17 protein-coding genes are annotated in these 19,610 nt (G+C 69.6%); 7 read left to right on the plus strand and 10 right to left on the minus strand.

Annotated elements, in window-relative coordinates; translation table 11 throughout:
* Positions 1 to 189: 189 nt before the first annotated feature.
* The 6 genes from ABD289_RS25230 to ABD289_RS25255 all read right to left on the minus strand — a co-directional run bounded on the left by ABD289_RS25230 (position 190) and on the right by ABD289_RS25255 (position 5,497).
* Positions 190 to 636: a hypothetical protein gene (locus ABD289_RS25230; RefSeq protein WP_344138188.1), complete on the minus strand. Its 447-nt coding sequence runs from the start codon at positions 634 to 636 to the stop codon at positions 190 to 192.
* Positions 637 to 769: 133 nt separating this feature from the next.
* Positions 770 to 1,144 carry a helix-turn-helix domain-containing protein gene (locus ABD289_RS25235; protein WP_344138191.1) on the minus strand — a complete coding sequence of 125 codons (375 nt, stop codon included), beginning with the start codon at positions 1,142 to 1,144 and terminating at the stop codon, positions 770 to 772.
* A 457-nt stretch (positions 1,145 to 1,601) separates the two neighbouring features.
* On the minus strand, positions 1,602 to 2,021 hold the full coding sequence (locus ABD289_RS25240; protein WP_344138194.1) for a DoxX family protein: 420 nt from the start codon (positions 2,019 to 2,021) through the stop codon (positions 1,602 to 1,604).
* Positions 2,022 to 2,350: 329 nt separating this feature from the next.
* A complete protein-coding gene (locus tag ABD289_RS25245; protein ID WP_344138197.1) occupies positions 2,351 to 3,022 on the minus strand; it encodes a DedA family protein in 672 nt (223 codons plus the stop codon).
* Between the two features lie 62 nt (positions 3,023 to 3,084).
* Positions 3,085 to 4,656, minus strand: coding sequence for a D-alanyl-D-alanine carboxypeptidase/D-alanyl-D-alanine endopeptidase (dacB, locus tag ABD289_RS25250; RefSeq protein WP_344138200.1), 1,572 nt, complete (start codon positions 4,654 to 4,656; stop codon positions 3,085 to 3,087).
* 229 nt (positions 4,657 to 4,885) lie between these two features.
* Positions 4,886 to 5,497, minus strand: a complete 612-nt coding sequence (locus tag ABD289_RS25255) for a LysE family translocator (protein ID WP_344138203.1) — start codon at positions 5,495 to 5,497, stop codon at positions 4,886 to 4,888.
* A 99-nt stretch (positions 5,498 to 5,596) separates the two neighbouring features.
* On the opposite strand from ABD289_RS25255, the gene ABD289_RS25260 reads away from it, so the two are divergent.
* Both ABD289_RS25260 and ABD289_RS25265 read left to right on the plus strand, forming a co-directional pair.
* On the plus strand, positions 5,597 to 6,100 hold the full coding sequence (locus ABD289_RS25260; protein WP_344138206.1) for an Lrp/AsnC family transcriptional regulator: 504 nt from the start codon (positions 5,597 to 5,599) through the stop codon (positions 6,098 to 6,100).
* A 35-nt stretch (positions 6,101 to 6,135) separates the two neighbouring features.
* Positions 6,136 to 7,263 carry a 5,10-methylene-tetrahydrofolate dehydrogenase gene (locus ABD289_RS25265; protein WP_344138210.1) on the plus strand — a complete coding sequence of 376 codons (1,128 nt, stop codon included), beginning with the start codon at positions 6,136 to 6,138 and terminating at the stop codon, positions 7,261 to 7,263.
* Between the two features lie 99 nt (positions 7,264 to 7,362).
* Here the strand turns inward: ABD289_RS25265 and tesB are convergent, their stop codons facing one another.
* Together tesB and pyk are read right to left on the minus strand one after the other, a co-directional pair.
* On the minus strand, positions 7,363 to 8,301 hold the full coding sequence (tesB, locus tag ABD289_RS25270; RefSeq protein WP_344138213.1) for an acyl-CoA thioesterase II: 939 nt from the start codon (positions 8,299 to 8,301) through the stop codon (positions 7,363 to 7,365).
* 79 nt (positions 8,302 to 8,380) lie between these two features.
* Positions 8,381 to 9,802: a pyruvate kinase gene (pyk, locus tag ABD289_RS25275; RefSeq protein ID WP_344138216.1), complete on the minus strand. Its 1,422-nt coding sequence runs from the start codon at positions 9,800 to 9,802 to the stop codon at positions 8,381 to 8,383.
* Positions 9,803 to 9,921: 119 nt separating this feature from the next.
* On the opposite strand from pyk, the gene ABD289_RS25280 reads away from it, so the two are divergent.
* Positions 9,922 to 10,233, plus strand: a complete 312-nt coding sequence (locus ABD289_RS25280) for a VanZ family protein (RefSeq protein ID WP_344138219.1) — start codon at positions 9,922 to 9,924, stop codon at positions 10,231 to 10,233.
* Between the two features lie 34 nt (positions 10,234 to 10,267).
* Here the strand turns inward: ABD289_RS25280 and ABD289_RS25285 are convergent, their stop codons facing one another.
* Entirely contained in the window at positions 10,268 to 10,933 is a 666-nt protein-coding gene (locus ABD289_RS25285) for a DUF2461 domain-containing protein (RefSeq protein WP_344138221.1), read from the minus strand.
* A gap of 309 nt (positions 10,934 to 11,242) precedes the next feature.
* Here ABD289_RS25285 and ABD289_RS25290 point away from each other — a divergent pair, with 309 nt between their 5' ends.
* Both ABD289_RS25290 and ABD289_RS25295 read left to right on the plus strand, forming a co-directional pair.
* The gene (locus ABD289_RS25290) at positions 11,243 to 13,576 is read left to right on the plus strand and encodes an ATP-binding protein (protein WP_344138224.1); all 2,334 of its coding nucleotides are present in this window, start codon (positions 11,243 to 11,245) and stop codon (positions 13,574 to 13,576) included.
* A 128-nt stretch (positions 13,577 to 13,704) separates the two neighbouring features.
* Positions 13,705 to 14,556, plus strand: a complete 852-nt coding sequence (locus tag ABD289_RS25295; RefSeq protein WP_344138227.1) for a transglycosylase SLT domain-containing protein — start codon at positions 13,705 to 13,707, stop codon at positions 14,554 to 14,556.
* A 181-nt stretch (positions 14,557 to 14,737) separates the two neighbouring features.
* Here ABD289_RS25295 and ABD289_RS25300 read toward each other — a convergent pair whose 3' ends face one another.
* Positions 14,738 to 15,451 carry a FadR/GntR family transcriptional regulator gene (locus ABD289_RS25300; protein WP_344138230.1) on the minus strand — a complete coding sequence of 238 codons (714 nt, stop codon included), beginning with the start codon at positions 15,449 to 15,451 and terminating at the stop codon, positions 14,738 to 14,740.
* A 179-nt stretch (positions 15,452 to 15,630) separates the two neighbouring features.
* On the opposite strand from ABD289_RS25300, the gene ABD289_RS25305 reads away from it, so the two are divergent.
* Together ABD289_RS25305 and ABD289_RS25310 are read left to right on the plus strand one after the other, a co-directional pair.
* Complete coding sequence (locus ABD289_RS25305; protein WP_344138233.1) at positions 15,631 to 17,022, plus strand: GntT/GntP/DsdX family permease; 1,392 nt, start codon at positions 15,631 to 15,633, stop codon at positions 17,020 to 17,022.
* A 125-nt stretch (positions 17,023 to 17,147) separates the two neighbouring features.
* Positions 17,148 to 19,451: a HelD family protein gene (locus tag ABD289_RS25310; protein ID WP_344138236.1), complete on the plus strand. Its 2,304-nt coding sequence runs from the start codon at positions 17,148 to 17,150 to the stop codon at positions 19,449 to 19,451.
* The last annotated feature ends 159 nt before the right edge of the window (positions 19,452 to 19,610 follow it).

The following is a 19,610-nucleotide window of genomic DNA, read 5'->3' on the forward strand; positions in this document are numbered from 1 at the left end:
CCGAAGCCCTCAAACCCGGCTTCGACGAGACCACCAGCACCAGGCTCCGCGCCCGCGTGGAAGCCCTCGCCACCAAGCACCCGCTCTACCCGAACATCTGAGCCCGCTGACGGCCCGACCACACGACTGCTCCCCGGGATCGATCCCGGGGAGCAGTCGTGCATCCGGGTGCTTGGCGCACGGATCGGCTCAGTACGACGTCGTCGTCTTGCTGGGGTGTTCGGCCGCGTCGGCCAGCTGCTCGAGCGCGCGGACCAGCTGATGGGCCTCCTTGGGGCGCAGCTCGCTGGGCTCGTATCCCCCGTCGCTGGTGGTGCGGCCCAGCCAGGTGATCAGGTAGCACTCCGTGCCGTCGGTCTCGATGGCGAGGTTGACCTGCTGATCGGTGCGCGAGGTCGCGAAGGAGGCCTGCCCGGTTTCGGCCCGCAACAGCTCCTGGAGGGCGCGGGCGAGCTCGCGGGCTTCGGCGGCGGAGAGCTCGCAGGGCTCGCAGGAGCTGTCCCTGGGACTGTCGACGAAGGCGATCAGATACGTCTCACCCGCCGAGCTCTCGACCGCCAGGTGGATCCGTTCCCCCGTGCGCGGAGCGTCGATGGCCACTGCCGCGGGGGAGCGCACGTTCCCTGTCCGGCGCATGGTGTCACCTCTTCCTCCGATCCTCCCCAGAGTGCACTCCACCCGCGGTGGTTTGTCACCCCGGTTCCTGCCCAACCGGACGGAATGTGTCGGGAAATTCACCGCAGGTCGGCACCGGATGCGGACAAACCCGTCAGAGCGCGGTCTCGGCGCTCTCCAGCCGCTCGACCCGGGCGGTGATCTCGCGCAGCAGCACCGAGGTGGGCACCCCGGCGAGCTCGGGTTCGACGCGCACCTCGGCGCCCGCCTCCTCCGCGGTCAGCCTTCCCGCCTTGACCAGCACCTCCAGCAGCGGAACGCCCAGCGCCCCGGCCATGATCCGAGCGTTTCCGATGTCCGGCCGGTACCCCTTGCGCCAGCGGAACACCACGCTGGGCTTGAGCCCGCTGTGCTCGCAGAAGTCGTGCACCGTCCAGCCGCGCACAGCCAGGTGCCGCTCCAGGTAGTCGACGAACTCGGCGTCGGGCGCGGTCGCGGGGACGACGCCCGCCGCATCGGCTTGTGGCATGCGTTCGAGCATAGTCACATCGATGAGATCGCGTGCAGTCCGCTGATCGAGTTGCCGCGGCGGACGACCCAGCGCGAGCGATCGTTCGGCACGGCCGACCCGGCCTGGATCGCGGAACCGCTGGAAAGCGCATGTGACATCGGTTAGAGTCCAGAACCATGAATGAGAGTCGCTGCGGCGCCACTCGTAGGACGTCCGATCACGATCCGTCGGATGTCCGGCGCACCGAATTGCTTCGTGGCCGACGGACCCGGACCCGCTCGGCCCCTCGTCCGAAGGTCTCCGCTCCGCGGACCCGCAGCAAGGCCGGAGTCCGGATCTCCTGCCACCTGCGCTAGCGGTCGAGGCGCTGCGGCGACCACGCCACCGGCGCCGACCGCTGCGCGCGCCGGACCGCCGACGGGCGCGCCCATGCGAACCCGTCGGCGGCGAGAGTCCGGAGCGGCGAGCCCGCAGCCTACCGGAGGGAGCGCGCCAGCTCACCGATGCTGCGCCGCCTCCCCCACGCGACCAGGGCCGAAAGCACCAGGATCGGGAGCACGCCGAGCGTCCCCTCGCCGAGCACGACGAGGTGGGTGACCAGGGCACCGATCATCAGCGCGACGAATGCCGCCCCCGCGAGCCCGGCCAGCCGGGGGATCAGCAGCGCGATCGCGCCGAGAGCTTCGAGAACGGCCACCAGGTACAGCAACCACGCACCGGCGCCGATGGCGTCGAAGGTGGCGACCACGGCCGGATCGCCCGCGAACTTGGCTCCTGCGGCGAACAGGAATGCCGCTGCCAGCAGCACCTGAACGACCCACAGGACGACGTTCGCGATGCGTCCGGTGACCTGCGGTGGCGCCGATTCGGTTCTGAGGTCGGCGTGTTGGGACATGGAGTGCTCCTCGGGGTTCGGTGCGGATGAGCTCGACACCGGACAACCCTCGTTGTTCGAGTAAGGTCGAAGTCAACCCGTCACCGAGCCCCGACCGGGCGGGAGCGGAACCGATCGCCGTCCGCGTCGTGGCGGCTGCACCTCGGTGTCGAGACGTCGCGCTCCGCGGGAGGCGCCTGCCGACCGGTGGACCGGAAGGCCGAGCGCAGCCGGAAGTCTCCCGGCGCCCCACCGGCGAGCTGCCCGCCATCGAGGACGGGATCGCCTGTCCGCGACCCCGCTCGAGCGTTCCCCGCGCGGGCGCCGAGCCGACCGACCGCCGGAGCTGGTCAGACGCCGAGCTCGTGCGCGGGTTCCTCGACCGGGGCTTCCTCGACTCCGGCCGCCCTCCGCTGCATCCGCCGACGGCGCCACCACCACGTGCCCACGCCTGCCAGCACCAGCGTGCCCACCACCAGCCAGCTCGCGCGCCCCAGCATCGTCTCGACGTACTTCGCCGACGCACCCGCTGCCCAGCCGATGCCTACATGGGTGCCCGACCAGGCGGTGGCTCCGACGAACGAGGCCGCGAAGAACCTCGGGTAGGACATGCCGCTCGCCCCCGCGGCGGCGGGCATCAGGGTCCGCACCACCGGCAGGAAGCGTGCCACCAGGACGGCACCCATCCCCCACCTGCACAGCAGCCTGCTCGCGCGGTCCCAGTGGTGCGTGCCGAGCTTGCGCACCACCTTGGTCTCGCGCATCTTCAGCCGGTACCGGCGGCCGAGCCAGTAGCCGATGTTGTCTCCCAGCGCCGCGCAGACCGCGACCGCGCCCGCCAGCGTGCAGAAGAACCCGAGGTCGGTGACCGCCGCCGAGGCCAGCAGCAACCCGCTCTCCCCCGGCACCAGGAAACCCAGGCCGATGGTGCACTCGGCGAGCACCAGGGCGCCGGTGACCAGCACCAGCAGCGGCCGCGGCAGCCCGGCGATCGCGGCCAGGATATCGCTGATGAACGTCACGGGTGAGGCTCCTCGGCGGAATCGGGCGCTGCGGTTCCATCACGCTACCGGGTGAGCCACGACTAGCAAGCCTTGACCCACGAGCACTCCAGATCCCTCTCGTCGACCGCGGTGCGCGGATCATCGAGTCTGCTGCGCCGTTCCGGCACCCGGTGCCCGCCGGTGCGGTCGGCGGCGCCGTCGTACTCGGCGAGCCGGACCGCGATCGCGTCCCCGATGTCGCGCGGCGCCGCGGAGAGGTGGTCGTTGAGCACCGCGGAGAACACCAGTCCGCGGCCGTCGGCGGCGGTGACGTAGCCGGACAGCGCGGTCACGCCGGTCATCGAACCGGTCTTGGCGCGCACGTTGCCCTCGGCCGCCGTATCGCGCATCCGGTTGCGCAGCGTTCCACCGACCATCCGGTCCGCGGCGCCCGCGACCGGAAGGGCGTTGCGGAAGTCCTGGAACCAGGGCATGCCCGCCGCCTCGTCGAGCAGGGCGGTGAGCTGCTCGGGCCGCACGCTGTCCATCCTGGACAGACCGGAGCCGTCGACCAGCCGCAGCGCGGCCGGGTCCACCCCGAGCCCGGTCAGCTGCTCGGCGAGCACACCGGTCCCGGCCTCCCAGCTTCCCGCGCCCGCCTCCTCCCGGCCCATGGCCTTGACCAGCACCTCGGCATGGCCGTTGTTGCTGAGCTTGAGGAAGGGCACCAGCAGTTCGCGCAACGGCATCGACTCGTGCGCGGCAAGAACCTGCGCCCCGGAAGGCGTCGGGCGCTCGCCGGTGCCCCGCACGGTCACGCCGTGCGCGGCCAGGGCGCGGCTGAACAAGTCGGTGGCGTACCCGGTCCCGTCCGGAACCGCCACCCATTCGCGCACCGCACCGGCGCCCTCCGGAATGCTGCCGGTGACCAGGACGCGCCCGCTGCGGTGTTCCCGCTCGACCGTCACGTTAGGCTCGCCGCCCGCCGTGGTGGTGACCCGGTTGTCGATCTCGAGCACGTCGGTGCCCGGGTCGAGCCGTACGTAGGCCGTCCGGCCGGGCGCGGTCGGGGCCACCCGCACGATCGCCGAGCCCGCGTCGTAGTCGGCGTCCGGCGCGGCGTTGAGCGCCGAGACCGGCGCCGAGTAGTAGTACGGCTCGTCGTCCCAGGCCCAGCCGGTTCCCAGCGGCACGTCGTCGAAGGCGGTGTCGTCGGCTAGCAGCTCGCCGCGCACCGCGCGGATCCCGGATTCGGCGATCCGCGCGGCGAGCCGGTCGTAGTCGGCGGCCAGCATCGTCGGGTCACCGGTGCCGCGCAGGTACAGGTCACCGTGCAGCAACGGGCCGCGCCGCTCGCCGTCGGTGAGCACCTCGGTGCGGAACCGGTAGTCCGGGCCCAGCGCTTGCAGCGCCGCGGCGGCGGTGAACAGCTTCGCGTTGGACGCGGGCTGGGCCCGGTAGCCGGGTTGCCTGCTGTAGAGGATCTCGTCGGTGCGCGGATCGCGGACCACGACACCGGCCTGCGCCCCGTCCAGCCGGGGATCGGCCAGGATCTCGTCGAGATCGGCCTTCAGCGCGTCCCGCCCGGTGGGCGCAGCGCCCGAGGGCGTCACCACGGCGAGCGGAATCGCCACCACCAGGCCCAGCACCAATGCCAACCGTCTGCGCACCACGTCCCCCTGCCCTGCGAAAGCGCGGCGGAGCACTGCCTCAGGCGTGGTGACAGTTTTGCCTAAAACTGTGCGCCCTCGGCGCCCGAGATGTCCGCACAGTTTTAGGCAAAACTGTCACGCCAGACACCGGCACCGCCGAGCAACCGGATACCTGGAGCAGCTCCTCAACTCCGGGATCGGGGAGCCTAGTGGACGATCGAGGGCAGCGGGTGGAACTCGCGCGAACTGATCAGCCGACGGCGATCGAGGTGGCCATGGCCAGCAGTGCCGTGCCGCAGCAGCGCTCGAAGACCTTCTGGCGGCGTGGCGAGGCGAGCAGTTCGGCGAGCTTGCCGACCGAGGGCACCACGACCAGCCACCACGCCGCGAACGCCCCGACCGCAACACCGCTGAGCAGCACGGCCTGCGGCATCGGAGCGGCCGCCGGGTCCATCGCCTGCGGGAGCAGCGTCAGGAACGTCAGCATCACCTTGGGGTTGAGCAGATCGGTCAGCAGCGCGCGCACGAACACCGAACGCCCCGACAGCGGCGCGTTCGGCTCTTCGCCGCCGGAAGGCGCCTTGCCCGACTTGCGCAGCACCTGCAGGCCCATCCACACCAGGTAGGCCACGCCGAGCGCCTTGACCACGAACAGCGCCGCGGGCACGGCCACCACCAGCGCGGACAGTCCCAGGCTCGCCGCCGTGGCGTGCAGGCACAGGCCGCAGACGATGCCCGCTGCCGCCAGCCAGCCGTACTTCCTGCCGTTGGCGGCGCTGCGGGTGACCATGACGAAGTCCGGCCCGGGCACCAGGACGATCACCAGTAGTGCCAGCAGGAACGACCCCCAGGCGATGTGCAACGTCGGCTCCTTCACAGCAGAGATCAAGAAAACGGGGAACGCGCACACCTTCCGCGTCTCGTTCGCCATCTCGCGAGCAGCTACGTAGCATGTTCGGTTATGGCGGAATCCGTAGAACTGGATTCGGTTGATTGGTGGATTCTCGAGGAATTGCAGAACGACGCCACGTTGCCGAACCGGACGCTGGCCGAGCGCGTCGGCCTGGCCCCGTCCAGCTGCCTGCAGCGGGTGCGGCGGCTCAAGGACCTGGGCGTGATCACCGGCTCGCACATCGACGTCGATCCGGCGGCGACCGGCCTCTCCCTGGAGGCGGTGGTGGCGGTCAACGTGCGACCGCACACCCGGCAGGTCGTCGACCAGTTCCGCGAGTTCGTGATGGCCCAGCCCGAGACCCGGTCGGTGCTGCACGTCAGCGGGCAAGCCGACTTCCTGGTACACGTGGCAGTCGCCGACACGACGCACCTGCAGGAGTTCCTGGTAGACAAGCTCGCGGCCCGCACCGAGGTCCGCAACTTCACCAGCTCGATCGTCCTCGAACAGCTGCACACCCGAGCGCTGACCCCGCCGAAACACCTGCGGCCGAAGAGACGTCGGCGCGGCTAGTTGATGTGGCTAATCATCCGTTGGAGGGTGCCAGCATGGCGAGCACGACCCGGCACGGCGACGAGGAACGCAAGCCCGATCATGTTCTCGGTCTGGTCACCGACCCCGATATGCCCACGCAGAGCGCCAACGAAACGGCGCAACGCGTGGTGGATTGGCTCGAGGAGGAGACCGGCGAGCAATGGGCCGTCGAGGTCGTCTCCGACCCGGTGACCGCGGGACACCCGGACAGCGACCAGATCCTGCGCGCCGTCGCCAAGCACCGCGAGCGCAACGACTGGCGCTTCGCGATCTGCGTGACCGACCTACCGCTGCTGCTGCGAAAGGGCATCCTGCTCGCCGACGTCAGCACCGAGCGCGGCGTCGGGCTGATGTCGCTGCCGATGCTGGGCGCGCTGTTGCCCCGTCGACGCACGTACCGGGTGATGGTCTGGATCCTGACCGACCTGCTCGGCAGTTCCGTGCCCGACATCAGCAAACCGTTCGTCCGCTCCACGCACGACGATTCGGTCGACGTGCGCTACATGACCACGAACAGGCGCGGCGGCGTGCGGCTGATGACCGGGATGGTGCGCGGCAACCGGCCGTGGACCCTGATGTGGGGGCTCTCCAGCGCGCTGGCGGCGGCGCTGGCCGCGGCGGGTTTCGGGATCTTCACCTCCACGGTCTGGCAGATCGGAGATGTGCTCGGACCGCTGCGGGCGCTGGGCACGATGCTGTTCGCGATCGGACTCATGACCGGGTGGCTGATCACGGCGCACGGGCTGTGGGAACGGGTCGGCCGCCGCGCGGTCCGGGACCGGCGCCTAGCGCTGCTCTACAACGCCTCCACGGTGACCACCCTGAGCGTCGGGGTGAGCCTGCTGTACCTGGTGGTCTACCTGGTGTGCCTGGTCGCCGGGGTAACGCTGCTCGACAGCATGATCCTGGAGAGCACGCTGATGCACCCGGTGAACTGGACGACCTACTTCAGGCTCGCGTGGATGGTCGCCTCGATGGCGATCCTGGCGGGTGCCCTGGGTTCCAGCCTGGAATCCGATGCGGCGGTGCGTCAGGCCGCCTACGGCTACCGCGAAGAACAGCGCCGCGCCGAGCAGGCCGAGCTCGAAGCGGACGAGGAGGCCGAGCAGCAGGGCAAGCAGGCCGACCGTTCCAGCCGCTAGGACCGGGCGGTCGATGCAGAAGGCTCCCGGAACCGACCGGATTCGCCGGGTTCCGGGAGCCGCACGACCGGGAAAGGAGCCCGGGAACGAGCCGATGGCTCAGCGGTTGACGCGCAGGAGTCCTTCCTGGACGACCGTGGCGACCAAGTGGCCGTCACGGGAGAAGAAGCGACCGGTCGCCAGGCCGCGCCCGCCGGAAGCGCTCGGCGACGCGCAGTCGTAGAGCAACCAGTCGTCGGCGCGGAACCGCCGGTGGAACCACATCGCGTGGTCCAGGCTGGCCCCCGCCACGTCGTCCAGTCCCCAGTAGACGCCGTGCCGCGCCAGCGGCGCGTCCAGCAGCGTCATGTCGGAGGCGAACGCCGCGATGCACACGTGCAGCAGGTCGTCGTCCGGCAGCACGCCGTCGGCGCGCATCCACACCTGGTTGCGGGCCGCGCGCGGGCCGTTCTCCCGGCTCTCCCACGGCGGCTCGGTCACGTACCGCACGTCGATCGGACGCGGCTGGGTCAGGCCGAGATCGGCCAGCAGCTCGCCCGCGCGTTCGCCGAAGGTCGGCAATGATTCCGGGTCGGGCACGTCGGGCATCTCGTCGGCGTGGTCGAGCCCATCCTCGTCGATCTGGAACGACGCGGACAGCGAGAAGATCGTCTTCCCGTGCTGCACCGCCACCACGCGGCGAGTGGTGAACGAACGACCGTCGCGGGTGCGGTCGACCTCGTAGACGATCGGGACGCTCGGGTCACCGGGGCGGATGAAGTAGGCGTGCAGCGAGTGCACCCGCCGCTCCTCGGGAACCGTCCGGCCGGCGGCGACCAGCGACTGACCCGCCACCTGCCCGCCGAAGACACGCACCGAGGTGGTCGCCGGACTCACGCCGCGGAAGATGTTCTCCTCGATGCGCTCCAGATCGAGCAGTGCTACCAGCCGATCCAGCACGGGCTGACCGTGCGGCGCTCCTGCTGCGTCGATCGGAACTCCCGTTCCCAGGTCGGATCCGGACGGGTCGGCTGCGGCGGCGCGGGCCGCTTCGGTCACGACGAACTCCTAGCTGTCTCTAGCCGGGTGCCGGACGGGAGAGGCGCGGACCGCCGCTCCCGTCCGATGAAGGCGTGGATCAGACGTGGTCTTCCTCGCCGAGCCGGTGCACGCGGATGAGGTTGGTCGACCCGACCGTGCCCGGAGGAGAACCGGCGACGACGACGACCATGTCGCCGCGCTGCGACCGGCCCAGGGACAACATCGCCTGGTCCACCTGCCGCACCATCTGGTCCGTTGTGTCCACCTTAGGCACCAGGAAGGTCTCCGTCCCCCAAGTGAGAGCCAGCTGACTGCGCACCGACTCCTCCGGGGTGAACGCCAGCAACGGCAGCCGCGTGTGCAGCCGCGCCAGCCGGCGAACGGTGTCTCCGGACTGGGTGAAGGCCACCAGCGCCTTGGCGTTGAGCCGCTCACCGATGTCGCGCGCCGCGTACGAGATCACGCCTCGCTTGGTGCGCGGAACGTGGCTCAGCGGCGGCGGCTCGGCCGAGCCGCCCTCGACGGCTTCGACGATGCGGGACATGGTCTGCACCGTCTCGACCGGGTAGGCGCCCACGCTGGTCTCGCCGGAGAGCATGACCGCATCGGTGCCGTCGAGCACCGCGTTGGCCACGTCGGAGGTCTCCGCGCGCGTCGGGCGCGAGTTCTCGATCATCGAGTCCAGCATCTGGGTGGCCACGATGACCGGCTTGGCGTTCTCCCGCGCGATCCGGATGGCCTTCTTCTGCACCAGCGGGACGTGCTCGAGCGGGAGTTCAACGCCGAGGTCACCGCGGGCGACCATGACGGCGTCGAAGGCCAGCACGATGGCCTCCAGGTTGTCCACCGCCTCTGGCTTCTCCAGCTTCGCGATGACCGGAACCCGGCGGCCGACCCGGTCCATGACCTGGTGCACCAGGTCGATGTCGGCCGGGCTGCGCACGAACGACAGCGCGATGAAGTCAACGCCCAGCTCGAGCGCGAACTCCAGGTCCTCGACGTCCTTTTCGGACATGGCGGGCACGGAGACGTCCATGCCCGGAAGGGAGATTCCCTTGTGGTCGGATACGGGACCGCCTTCGGTGACCTCGCACACGACGTCGTTTCCCTCGACGGCGGTGATGGTCATCCCCACCTTGCCGTCATCGACGAGAAGGCGGTCGCCGGCCTTGGCATCACTGGCAAGACCCTTGTAAGTGGTGGAAACGCGGTCGTGCGTGCCTTGCACGTCATCGACCGTGATACGCACGACGTCGCCGGTAGCCCACTCGACCGGTCCTTCGGCGAACTTGCCGAGCCGGATCTTCGGTCCCTGCAGGTCCCCCAGGATGCCCACGGCCCGGCCGGATTCCCTGGCCGCGTTCCGGACCATCTCGTAGACCTTCTGGTGGTCAGCGTGGCTGCCATGGCTGAAGTTCAGCCGGGCGACGTCCATTCCGCTGCTGACGAGCTCGGCCATCTTCTCCGGACTGGAGGTGGCGGGGCCCATAGTACAAACGATCTTGGCTCGTCGACTCACATCACGTCAGCGTAGTCTCTCGACCCTCGGGCGCAGTACTCAGCCACGCATCTCATGCTTCATCGGGGATATTCTTGCTTGATCATTACAGAACGCATCTCCTCCGGATCCCGTTCGTGATGTCCCTTCTGGTCAGTTGGGCGATCCTGTTCACCCCGGCCAGCGGGGTCCCCGCAGCCCCTCCGGGCACCGACAAGGTCATCCACTTCGCGTTGTTCGCAACCCTGGCCGCGACCGGTACCCTCACCGGCTTCCGCCGCCGCGGGCTCCTCCCCGCCCTGGTCGCCTACGCCGCCCTCTCAGAGATCCTCCAGGGCGTGCTTCCCCTCGGCCGCAGCTGCGAGGCCCTGGACGCCCTCGTCGACTGCGCAGGCGCCCTCCTCGGCTGCCTGACAGTTTTGCCTAAAACTATCCGGGCAAAACGGACATGATCATGCGGCAGTTTTAGCCAAAACTGTCAGCCGCCTACCGGCGCCGCTTCTCGGTGGTGCCGATGTGGTCGGCGCACCAGTGGTTGAGCTCGCGCACCGCCAGCCACGACTCGCGGACCCGCTCGATGCACGAGCGCTCGTGCAGCGCCTCGTCGGGCTCCCAGCTGCGGGCCGCGTAGAGCGTGCGGTGCCGCAGCAGGTCCAGGCGCGGGTGGTCGGCACCGAACCCGCGCGGACGGGTGCGCAACGTGCTTCCGGCGATCTCCCAGCCCGCGGCGTCCAGCTCGTCGATCAGCTCGCGCAGCCGCTGCCCGTGCACCTCGGTGTCCACCGCGGCCCGGAAGCGCGCCAGCTGGTCGGACTCGGTGTGGTAGCAGCCACCCGCGACCAGCATTCCCTCGGCGGAGATCTCCACGTAATAGGCGCCACCACCGCGCCCCTGCTCGATCACCGCACCGCAGTGCGTCTTGTACGGCGACTTGTCCCGGCTGAACCGCACGTCGCGGTGCGGGCGGAACACCTTCCCCTTGCCGAACCCGGGCCCGAACTCCGGCTCCAGCTCGGCCAGCAACGCCTCCATCGGGGCGCGCACGTGCTCGCGGTAGATGGCGAGGTTGTCGTTCCAGTAGGCCTTGGAGTTGTCCGCGAGGAGACCGTCGTAGAACTCCACCGCCGCGTCACCGAAGCCCTCGAATCGCACGCAAGCAGTCTATGCACTCGCACGCACCGAGCCGGGGCGGCGCCGAAGCGTGGAGGTGACAGTTTTGCCTAAAACTGTACGGGGGTTCGTGCCCGAAATGTCCGTACAGTTTTAGGCAAAACTGTCACCACCGCCGGCACCGGGACATCGCGCAACCCCGGTTCGAGTGCCGCATGCGGCTACGCGGAGTCGCCTGATCTTCGAATCGCACACCACCGCGTGACGAGCCGGCCGCTGAACCAAGATCGCAGGTCAGAGCTCCGAAATGCGGGTTAAGCTCGGGTGGTGGTCTCCACCGTTCGAGCCCGTGTGCGAGAGCCAGCGGGCAACCTCCCGGCCGACGTGACGAGCTTCGTCGGCCGGCGCCGTGAGATCACCCTGACCAAGCGACTGTTCGCCGAGTCCCGCGTTGTGACGCTGACCGGACCCGGCGGCGTCGGCAAGACCCGCCTGGCGGTGCGCGTGGCTTCCAACATGCGCAAGACCTTCCGGGACAAGGCCTGGTTCGTCGAGCTGGAGGAGCTCGACGAGGGCGCGCTGGTCGTCGACGCCGTCATCGAGCAGCTGGGCCTCGGCGGTGCCTCGGGCAACGGCCTGAACGCCCTCGTCGAGCAGCTCAAGAATCGCGAGATGCTGCTCGTGCTGGACAACTGCGAGCACGTGCTGGACGACGTCGCCCGGCTGATCGACGCCCTGGTGCGCTGGTGCCCCGGAGTTCGGGTGCTGACCACGAGCAGGCAGTCGCTGGGCGTGGCCGGCGAGTCCACCATCGTGGTACCGCCGCTGCAGGTGCCCGATCCCGAGCACCTGCCTCCCTCCGAGTCCTACGAGCAGTTCGCCTCGGTGCGCCTGTTCGTCGACCGAGCCCACGCGGTGGTGCCCGAGTTCGAGGTGACCGAGGACAACGCCGCCGCGCTGATGCGGCTGTGCCACCAGCTCGACGGCAATCCGCTGGCCATCGAGCTGGCCGCGGTCCGGCTGCGCTCGCTGTCGCTGCAGCAGCTGGAGGAACGGCTCTCCGAGCGCTACGAGCTGCTCACCGAAGGCCGCCGCGGGGCACCGCCGAGGCAGCGGACGCTGCGGGCGCTGATCGACTGGAGCTACGAGCTCGTCACCGAGGAGGACCGGCTCGCCTGGGCCAGGATGTCGGTCTTCCACGGCAGCTTCGACCTCACCGCCGCCGAGCACATCGTCGGCGGCGGGCAGCCCTCGGTCGACGCGCTGCGCGCGGTGCACTCGCTGGTGGACAAGTCGGTGCTCACGCGAGAGGAGGAGGCGGGCGAGGTCCGGTACCGGCTCTCGCACACGCTGCGCGAATACGGCCAGGAACGCCTCGAGGCCTTCGGCGAGGCCGATGCCCTGCGCCGCAAGCACTGCGCCCACTACGCCGAGATCGCCGCGCGCTTCTCCGAGCAGTGGCTCGGCCCGGATCAGGTCGCCTGGGTGCAGCGCCTGCGCGCCGACCAGGGCAATCTGCGCGGCGCGCTGCACTTCGCCGCCTCCACCCCCGATCTGGGCGACACGGCGTTGCGGCTGGTCACCAACCTCTGGGTCTACTGGGGCATCCGCGGGTTGAACGCCGAGGCCCGGCACTGGCTGGACGAGGTCCTCGAAAGCACGCCGCACGACCTGCCCGAACGCGTGCGAGCGTTGCGGGTCAGCGCCTGGTTCGCCCTGCTGCAAGGCGACATCGATCGGGTCGTGCCCACACTGGAACGCGCCACCCTGGTGGCCGCCCAGCGCGGGGACGAGATCGAGAAGGCGCAGCTGGCGCTGGTCAGCGGCCTGGCCGCGTTCTTCGCCAACGATCCGCAGCGAGCCATCGACCAGATCACCGGTGCGCTCGAGCAGTTCCGCGCGCACCGGGTCGCCACCGGTGAGCTCTGGTCGCTGCACTCGCTGGGCCTGATCAAGGGACTCACCGGCGACCACGAAGCCGGGCTGCGGCTGCTGTCCGAGTGCATCCAGCTGTGCACCGAGCACGGCGAGCTGTACTGGCGCTCGTACGCGCAGTGGGCGACCGCGCAGGTGCAGATGGGCCGGGATCGACCGGACCGGGCCGAGGTCTCGGTCAAGGAGGCGCTGCGGCTGCAGCGCAAGCTGGACAACCGCCTCGGGCTCGCCTTCGGCCTGGACACCCTCGCCTGGATCGCGCACCGGCAGGCACGGCACAACCGCGCGGCCCAGCTGCTCGGCGCCGCGGCGACGGTGTGGGACGCGGTGCGCATCGCCCCGGGGTTCTGGGCGCGCTACGCGGGCGCCCACGACGAGCGCGAGCTGCGGATCCGCGCCGACCTCGGTGATGCGGCCTTCGAGGACTCCTACGAGCAGGGGCGCCGGATGTCGCTGAGCCAGGCCGTCGACTTCGCGCTCGAGCTCAAGCGGCAGCAGGCGCGCAGCGCCGAGCCCGAGGAGAACGTGCACCCGATGCCGCTGACCCGCCGGGAGCGGCAGATCGCCGACCTGGTGGCGCAGGGCAGCACCAACAAGGAGATCGCCGAGAACCTGGTCATCGCGCAGCGCACGGTCGAAGCGCACGTGCAGAACATCCTGACCAAGCTCGACTTCTCGTCCCGCACGCAGATCGCGGGCTGGGTCGCGGGCCAGCGCGCGAGTGATGGAGCCGATAGCACCACCCCGTAACATCCGGGATAACATCACAGCGCGTAGCCGAAATCTTCTTTCCCGCCATGCTGGTGGACGAAACTAGGTAGTCGTCTACGTATTTCCAACCATGCACCAACACTCTCCGTGCCGGAGTCTGGGTTTTCGTGACCCCCGACGACACGAACTTCCCAGACCCGAACGCCCCCGACAGCAAGTCCCGCCAGGGCGGGCGGCACCGTTGGGAGAGGGCGGTGCCGCAGGCCGGCAGCTGGCTCAAGAGCGCGTTCCTCGGCGAGCCCGGCAAGGGCTTCCGAGTCGCTCCGAAGACCCGTTCGCTGCAGGTCGGCGTCGCGGCAGCGGCCTTCGGCGTGCTCGCCGTGTTCACCGCCGGCGGTGGCCAGGGCGCCGAGCCGGTCCAGCAATCCCCGCAGTTCCACGACGCCGCGATGGTGGCTCCGCTGAACCCGGCCCCGGCGGCCAAGCCCGCACCGGCCCCCGAGCAGGCCCCCGCACCCAAGCAAGCCCCGGCGCCCAAGCAGGCCCCCGCACCCAAGCAAGCTCCGGCGCCCAAGCAAGCCCCCGCACCCAAGCAAGCTCCGGCGGCTGCTGAGAAGCACGCCGAGAAGGCCACCCCGAAGAAGCACGCCGAGAAGCCGAAGGATCAGATCGACGCCTGGATCCAGGAGGCGGTCACGGTCATGGAGCGCAACGGCATTTCCCGCGAGCAGATCGACCAGCAGGCGATCCGCACGATCATCATGAAGGAGTCCAACGGCAACCCGGCCGCCACGAACAACTGGGACTCCAACGCCGCGGCCGGAACGCCGTCGATCGGCCTGATGCAGACCATTCAGCCGACCTTCGACTCCTTCGCGCTGCCCGGCCACCAGAACATCTACGACCCGGTGGACAACATCATCGCCGCCACCCGGTACTCGATCGATCGCTACGGCTCCCTGTCGGACGTGCCCGGCATCGCGGGTCTGCGCTCCGGCGGCAGCTACATCGGTTACTGATCCCCCAGGCGACCGCGACGTCCCGAGTCCACCCCCGAACCGGGGCGTCGCGGTCCCCCACCCCCCGAAAACCCTCGAAAACGGGACCCGGAATTGCAGGGAATTCCGGGTCCCGCTTTTGTCGGTTTTCGGGGTCTTTTGGGTGAGGTCAGTGGGGCGGCGTGTTGGAGGTGCAGCGGGGTTAGTCGGGGAGTTTGGTGGCGTGTTCGTCCAGTCCCGAGAGCGTTCCCTCGAAGGCTTCGGCGACCAGTTCGCGCATGGCCTCCTCGGCCCGGACCCGGTCCCCGCTGCGGACGCACTCGGCGATCTCGCAGTGCAGGCGCACCGCCACCGGACGCGGGTGCACGGGCATCAGGCCGTGGCCCGCGCGCCACCGGAGCAGCTCCTCGACGACCTCGTGCAGCTGGGCGAACATCTCGTTGCCGGACGTGGTCAGGATCAACCGGTGGAACTCGACGTCGGCGTCCATGAAGGCGTCCAGGTCACCTGCCCGCGAGGTGGCGACCAGCCGCTCCGACAGCGCGACCAACCGGCCCGCCGCCTCGTCGTCGCAGCGCCGGGCCGCCGCTCCCGCGGCCACCGGTTCGACCGCGGTGCGCAGCTCGGCCAGCGTCTTGAGCGAGGCCGCGCGGTCGGCGGTGAGCCGCCAGCGGATCAGGGTCGGGTCGAAGCTGTTCCACTCCTCGCGCGGGCGCACCACGATGCCGACCCGCTTGCGCCCCACGACCAGGCTGATCGAGGCCAGCGTCCGCACCACCTCGCGGGCGACGCTGCGCGAGATCCCGAACCGGGCCTCCATCTCGTCGATCCGGAGCACGCTGCCGGGCGGATGCGTGCCGTCCGCGATCTCGAGACCGAGCACTTCCAGCACCTTGTCGTGCAAACCGCCGACCATCCGCGCTCCTTCAGCCGTTGGAGGAACCCGCCGGGCATCCACCCGGCGCCCGGACACAGTAGGCCGTCAACCCGCGTGATGGGGTTAACAGTCATACTTAATCGTTCAATGAGCCGATAAAGTCATACTTATTGCTTAGGCTGTTCGGGCACCAGCTGCTCAACGAGGAGCCCCAACCAATGCTTTCCAGCCTCAACGGCTTCGCCCTGGCCCAGAGCGCCACGTGGTCCGCGCACGACGCGCGGCTGCTGACCGCCGCGGTCGCCGGCATCGCGGTGATCGTGCTCCTGATCAGCTGGGCGAAGCTGCACCCCTTCCTCTCCCTCGCCCTCGGCGCCACCACGCTCGGCGTCGTGGCGGGCATGCCGTTCGGCGACCTGGTCGACACCTTCACCGAGGGCCTCGGCAGCACGGTCGGTGACGTCGGCCTCCTGGTCGCGCTCGGCGCGATGCTCGGCAAGCTGCTCACCGACAGCGGTGGTGCCGAGCGCGTCGTGGAGACGGTCCTGGGGCGCACCACTCGCAAGACGCTGCCGTGGGCAATGGTGTTCATCGCCTCGCTGCTCGGCCTGCCGATGTTCTTCGAAGTCGGCGTCGTCCTGCTGGTCCCGGTCGTGGTCATGGTCGCCGCCCGCTCCGAGCAACCCGTGCTGCGGGTCGGCATCCCCGCGCTGGCGGGCCTGTCGATCCTGCACGGGCTCGTACCGCCGCACCCCGGCCCGCTGGCCGCCGTCGACGCCCTGCACGTCGACCTCGGACTGACCCTGGCGCTGGGCATCGTCGTGGCCATCCCGACCGCGATCATCGCCGGGCCGCTGTTCGGTTCCTACATCTCCCAGCGCGTCGACCTGCCGCCCGCCACGCACCTGCTGGGCCAAACCCCGGACCAGGAGGAGCACGAGCACCGGCCGAGCTTCCTCGCGGCCGTGGCGATGCTGCTGCTGCCGGTCGTGCTGATGCTCTGCAAGTCGGTCGCCGACCTGACGCTGACCGAGGGCTCCCTCGGCTACACGATCCTGGACACCATCGGCACGCCGGTCGTGGCGATGATGCTGACCGTCCTGATCGCGATCGTCGTGCTGGGCACCGGCGCCCGGTTCTCCCGCAACAAGATCTCGGACGTGGTCGGCTCCTCGCTGCCCGCGATCGCGGGCATCATCCTCATCGTCGGCGCCGGTGGCGGCTTCAAGGAGACCCTGGTCGAGTCCGGCGTGAACGAGATGATCACCGACCTGGCCACGGGCGCGAACCTCTCCCCGCTGATCCTGGGCTGGCTGATCGCCGTCGGCATCCGGGTGGCCACCGGTTCGGCGACCGTGGCCACCATCTCCGCGGCGGGCATGGTCGCCCCGATGGTCACCGAGCTGCCGCCTGCGCAGGGCGCTCTGGTCGCGCTGGCCATCGGCTCCGGCTCGTTGATCCTCTCGCACGTCAACGACGCGGGATTCTGGCTGGTCAAGGAGTACTTCGGCATGTCCGTGGGGCAGACGCTCAAGACCTGGACCGCCATGGAGACGCTGCTCTCGCTGGTCTCCTTCGCAGCCATCCTGGTGCTGTCCGTCTTCGTCTGACGCAGTCGCGTGAAAGCGGGGCCGGGCCAACGAGGTCCGGCCCCGCTTTCACGCTCGCGGTATATTGGTGGGTCGGGCCTATCGCCCGATCTGCCCAACCTGTTCTCGCACCGAGGTGGCGAATTTTGTCCGACGCCCGAGTCGATCGGGAAGCCGTCCGCGCCGAGGAGATCGCGAGCGAGCAGCAGTACCTCGACGTGCTGTACACCAAGCTCGACGATCTCCGGCAGGAGACCACCCAGCGGCTGAAGAACACGCTGCGCGACAGCGGCGGGCCCCCGCAGGCGCAAACCGAGCGCGACATCTCCACCCGGATGTACACCGACAGGCTGACCCAGCTCAGCGCCGTCGAGCACGGCATGTGCTTCGGTCGGCTGGACCTCGACAGCGGCGAGACCTTCCACGTCGGCCGGATCGGTCTGTTCGACGAGGAGAACGAGTACGAGCCGCTGCTGCTGGACTGGCGCGCCCCTGCCGCCCGGCCGTTCTACCTGGCCACCGCGGCCGCCCGGGACGACGTGCGCCGCCGCAGGCACCTGCGCACCAGCTGGCGCAAGGTCCTCGACTACGAGGACGAGATCCTCGATCTCGACGCAGCGGAGGAAGGCAGCGACCTCGGACTGGCCGGCGAAGCCACGCTGCTCGCTCGCCTGGACGCCCGGCGCACCGGGCAGATGCAGGACATCGTCTCGACCATCCAGGCCGAGCAGGACCGGATCATCCGCGCGGGCATGAACGGCGTGCTGGTCGTGCAGGGCGGTCCCGGCACGGGCAAGACCGCGGTCGCGCTGCACCGCGCGGCCTACCTGCTCTACACCTTCCGCGAGCAGCTGTCCAAGCGCGGTGTGCTGGTGGTCGGGCCGAACCCGACCTTCCTGCACTACATCGGCCAGGTGCTCCCCTCGCTCGGCGAGACCGGCGTGCTGCTGTCGACCGTGGGCGGTCTGTACCCGGGAATCACCGCCACAGCCGAGGAATCCGCGCGAGCCGCCGAGATCAAGGGCCGTTCGTCGATGATCAAGCTGCTCACCAACGCGGTCAAGGACCGCCAGCAGGTACCGCGCGACCACGTCGAAGTCAGCTTCGATCGCGAACCGCTGCGCATCACCAAGGCGGACGCGACCCACGCCCGCACCCGCGCTCGCCGGACCCGAAAGCCGCACAACCTGGCGCGCAAGGTGTTCCGCCGGGAGATGTTCGAGGCGCTGACCCTGCAGGTGGCCGACCGGCTCGGCAGGGAGCTGCTCGACAGCCGCGACCTCGACGACATCAACAACGAGCTGCGCGGTGACGAAGCCGTGGACGCCGCTCTCGAGCAGCTGTGGCCGGAGGTAACCCCGCAGCAACTCGTCGACGAGCTGTTCACCGACGAGAAGCGGCTGCACACCGCCGCGCGCAAGGTCCTCGACGCCGATGAGCGCGATGAACTGCTGCGCGCACCCGGTTCGCCGTGGACCCCGGCCGACGTACCGCTGCTCGACGAGGCCGCCGAGCAGCTCGGCGAGGACGACTCCGCGCAGCGCGCCGAGCAGGAACGCCAGCAGCGCGAGGAGCTCGCCTACGCCCAGGGCGTCCTGCACATCATGGAGCAGGACGAGGAGATCGCCGACGAGGAGCGGCTGCGCGTCTCCGACGTTCTCGACGCCGAGCTGCTGGCGGAGCGGTTCCAGGCTCGCAGCGATCTGACCGCCGCCGAGCGCGCCGCCGAAGACCGCACCTGGACCTTCGGGCACGTGATCGTCGACGAGGCCCAGGAGCTCTCCGAAATGACCTGGCGGGTGCTCATGCGTCGTTGCCCGAGCCGTTCGATGACCCTGGTCGGCGATGTCGCCCAGACCGGTGCGCTGGCAGGCACCGACGCCTGGGACGAGGTGCTGTCCCCGTACGTCCAGGACCGCTGGAAGCTCGCCGAGCTGACGGTGAACTACCGGACCCCCGCCGAGATCATGGACATCGCGAGCGACGTGCTCGCCGAGATGGACACGGACCTGGAGCCACCGCGCTCGGTCCGGACCAGTGGCCATCAGCCGTGGGTGCGCGCAGTCGACCGCTCGAAGCTGGTCTCCACGCTGCCCGAGGTGGTCCGGTCCGAGCTCGGCGAGGTCGCCGACGGCAGGCTCGCGGTGCTGATGCCCGCGCAACTGCTCGCCGAGATCGAGCCGGAGATCACCGAGGCGCTGCCCAGCGCGGCGGTCGGCAACGGCCCGGACGACCTGGAATCACCGGTGGTCCTGCTGAGCGTGGACGCAGCCAAGGGACTCGAGTTCGACACCGTGGTGCTCGTCGATCCGGAAGCCATCGTTGAGGGGTCCGACCGCGGGTTCAACGATCTCTACGTGGCCCTCACCCGGTCCACTCAACGACTCGGCGTCGTTCAGCTCGAAGGACTTCCCCACGTGCTCAACGAGACGTCCTTCCGCCGAGTCTGAGCACCGGTCGGCGACGCGCTCACAAACCGTCCGGAAGCACAAAAAAAGGGGTGCGACCCGTATTCGGGCCGCACCCCCGAGCTTGGAGTTCACTACTTGGTCGTGCATATAAAGAAGGGAGGGGTGCGGTATCCAGGATCAAAAGCCTGGATACCGCAC

It is taken from the genome of Saccharopolyspora halophila (genome assembly GCF_039531955.1).
Classification (GTDB): Bacteria; Actinomycetota; Actinomycetes; order Mycobacteriales; family Pseudonocardiaceae; genus Saccharopolyspora; species Saccharopolyspora halophila.